At 69.5% G+C, this 3,171-nt stretch carries 2 protein-coding genes; both read left to right on the plus strand.

Going from position 1 to position 3,171, the window contains the following annotated elements:
* On the plus strand, window positions 1-2,291 hold a 2,291-nt coding region (locus ACEN88_RS27765), incomplete at its 5' end, for an EAL domain-containing protein (RefSeq protein WP_413344830.1).
* Between the two features lie 115 nt (window positions 2,292-2,406).
* A partial coding sequence (locus ACEN88_RS27770) for a sugar-binding domain-containing protein (protein ID WP_413344831.1) occupies window positions 2,407-3,171 on the plus strand: 765 nt, incomplete at its 3' end.

Below are 3,171 nucleotides of genomic sequence, written 5' to 3' on the forward strand. Positions count from 1 at the left end.
GCCGCGGCTTTCCCAGCCTGCGCGTCCCGCTGTCGACCGGCACGCGCAGCCGCGGCATGATGTGCCTGACCGTCGGCGACGGCCCGCTGGCCGAGGACGACCGCCAGGTACTGGAGACGGTCGGCAGCCAGATCGCCGTCGCCGTCGAGCGCGCGCACCTGTACGGCAACATGGAGCGCCTGGTCGACGAGCGCACGGCGGCGCTGGAATCGGAGCGTGCGCTGCTGGCGGCCGTCGTGAACCTGTCCGGGGCGCTGGTCTGCGTGGTGGACGGCGACGGCAGCATCCGGCTGTTCAATCCGGCCTGCGAGCAGACGTCGGGCTGGCGTGCGGAAGAGGTGCTGGGGCGGCCGTTCCGCGACCTGTTCCGCCGCGCCGACAACGCGCCCGTGGAATTCAATGCGTCGCCGGCCGGGACGATGCCCGTGCAGCAGAGCGGCGAATGGGTCGCGCGCGACGGGTCCGTGCGCTCCGTGATCTGGTCGTCGACCATGCTGCCCCGCGCCGACGGCAGCGTGCAGTACGTCGTCACGGCGGGCATGGACGTGACGGAGCTGCGCCGCGCCGAAGAGAGCCTGCGCTATCTCTCCAACTTCGACCGCGAGACGGGCCTGCCGAACGACGTGCTGCTGCGCGACCGCGTGCGCCAGATGCAGGCCCGCGTCATCGACGGCAAGCCGCTGCTCGGCTACATGCTGCTGCGCCTGACGCGCTTGCAGGTGATCCGCGCCAGCGTGGGCGTGGAAGCCGAACAGGCGCTGCTGCGCCAGGCCGCGACTCGCCTCGGCGAGCTCCAGGACGCCGACCTCACGGTCGCGCGCACGGGCGAGCGCACGTTCACGCTCGCCGCCCTGCGCGCGAACGAGGCGGAGATGGCCGCGCTGGCGCGCCTGGTGCTGGAGCGCATGGACCAGGCGTTCGTCCACGACGGCGAGGACGTGCACCTGGACCCGTGCATCGGCATCGCCCTGTTCCCGAACGACGCCGACGACTACGACGGCCTCACCCAGGACGCCGAGGCGGCGCTGCAGCGTGCCCTGGCGAGCAAGGACGAGCGCTACGCGTTCTACCGGCCGGAACTCAACGACGGGGTGTACGAGCGCTACCGCTTCGAAAACGCGCTGCGGCGCGCGCTCGAACGCGACGAGCTGATCGTGTACTACCAGCCGCAGGCGAGTCTCGCCACCGGGCAGCTCATCGGCTTCGAGGCGCTGCTGCGCTGGCAGCATCCGGAACTGGGCCTGATCCCGCCGGGCCGCTTCATCGGCCTGGCCGAGGAGACGGGCATGGTCCTGCCCATCGGCGAGCGGGTGCTGCGGCTGGCCTGCGAACAGTCGATGGCATGGCAGCGCGAGGGCCTGCGCGCCGTGCCGGTCTCGGTGAACCTGTCGGCGCGCCAGTTCTCGGAACGGATCGTCGACACGGTCGCGAAAACCCTCGCCGCGACTGGGCTGGAACCGAAGCTGCTGGAACTGGAGCTGACGGAAAGCGCGTCGATGGAAGACCCGCAGAAGACCGTCGACATCCTGTGCAAGCTGAAGGAGATGGGCGTGCGCCTGGCCATCGACGATTTCGGTACCGGGTATTCGAACCTGAATTACCTGAAGCGCTTCCCCGTCGACCGCCTGAAGCTCGACCAGTCGTTCGTGCGCGACCTGACGTCCGACCCGGACGACCTGGCGATCGCGCGTGCCGTGATCGCGATGGGACACGGCCTGCGGCTGGACGTGATCGCGGAAGGCGTCGAGACGGAAGGGCAGCTGGCGCTGCTGGCGCAGCACGGCTGCGACGAGGTGCAGGGCTACCTGTTCGGCCGGCCCGCGGCGCCCGAGGATTGCGGCCGCATGCTGCGCGAGGAAAAGTCGCTCGCCCTGGACAAGCTGCAGCCGCAGCCCTACCACCGCACCCTGCTGTACGTGGACGACGAAGTGAACCTGCTGGCGGCGATCCGGCGCGCGATGCGCCAGAGCGGCTACCGCGTGCTCGTCGCGAGCAATGCGCGCGAGGCGTTCGAGATCCTCGCGACGAACGAGGTGGGCGTCATCGTGTGCGACCAGCGCATGCGCGGGATGAGCGGCACCGAATTCCTCGCGCGCGTGAAGCAGATGTATCCGCTCGCCGTGCGCATGGTGCTGTCGGGGTACACGGACCTGCAGTCGGTCACGGAGGCCGTCAACCGGGGCGCGATCTTCAAGTTCCTGACGAAACCATGGATCGACACGGAACTGGACGAGGCGGTGCGCGAGGCGTTCGCCGAATTCGAGTCGAAACGGCTGCACGGGAACCCGTGAAGGAGGCTCTGCTATCGCGCTTTTGGATACCGGCCCGGCCCATTTCATATAGCTGGGCGCGGGGAGGCTGGCTCATACTTGGGGTTTCCCTTCTCATAACCATAACGACGAGACTATGACGCTTCTTCCCCGTTCCCTCACCATCGTTGCCCTCGGCGTCGCCATGCTGTGCGGCGGCGCCCATGCGGCCGACGTCCGCGAACGCCAGTCGTTCGACGCCGGCTGGCGCTTCACGAAAGGCGATCCGGCCGGCAGCGCGGCAGCGGACGCCGCCTCCCAGCCGGCCTTCGACGACGCCGCGTGGCGCAAGCTCGACCTGCCGCACGACTGGGGCATCGAAGGGCCGTTCAGGCAGGAGTACCCGGGCGAGACGGGCAAGCTGCCGTGGTGGGGCGTCGGCTGGTACCGCAAGCACTTCACCTTGCCGGCCGGCGACGCGGGCCGCCGCGTCTACCTGGACATCGACGGCGCCATGTCGCACGCGAAGGTCTGGGTGAACGGTCAATACGTGGGCGGGTGGCCGTACGGCTATGCGTCGTGGCGCGTGGACCTGACGCCGTACGCGAAGCCGGGCAACGACAACGTCGTGGCGATCCGGCTCGACAATCCCGAGAAGTCGTCGCGCTGGTATCCGGGCGGCGGCATCTACCGCCACGTCTGGCTCGTCAAGACGACGCCCGTGCACGTGGCCCAGTACGGGACGTTCGTGACGACGCCGCAGGTGTCGAAGGCGCAGGCCACCGTCTCCGTGCAGGCGACGGTGGAAAGCAACGGCCGCGCGGCGCAGGTACAGGTCGCGACCGAGATCTACACGCTCGACGCGGCCGGCAAGCCCGGCGCCGCGCCGGTCGCGCGCCAGGCGGCCACGAAGGTCACCAAG

This window comes from Massilia sp. CT11-108, assembly GCF_047302915.1.
GTDB classification, from domain to species: domain Bacteria; phylum Pseudomonadota; class Gammaproteobacteria; order Burkholderiales; family Burkholderiaceae_D; genus Telluria; species Telluria orientalis.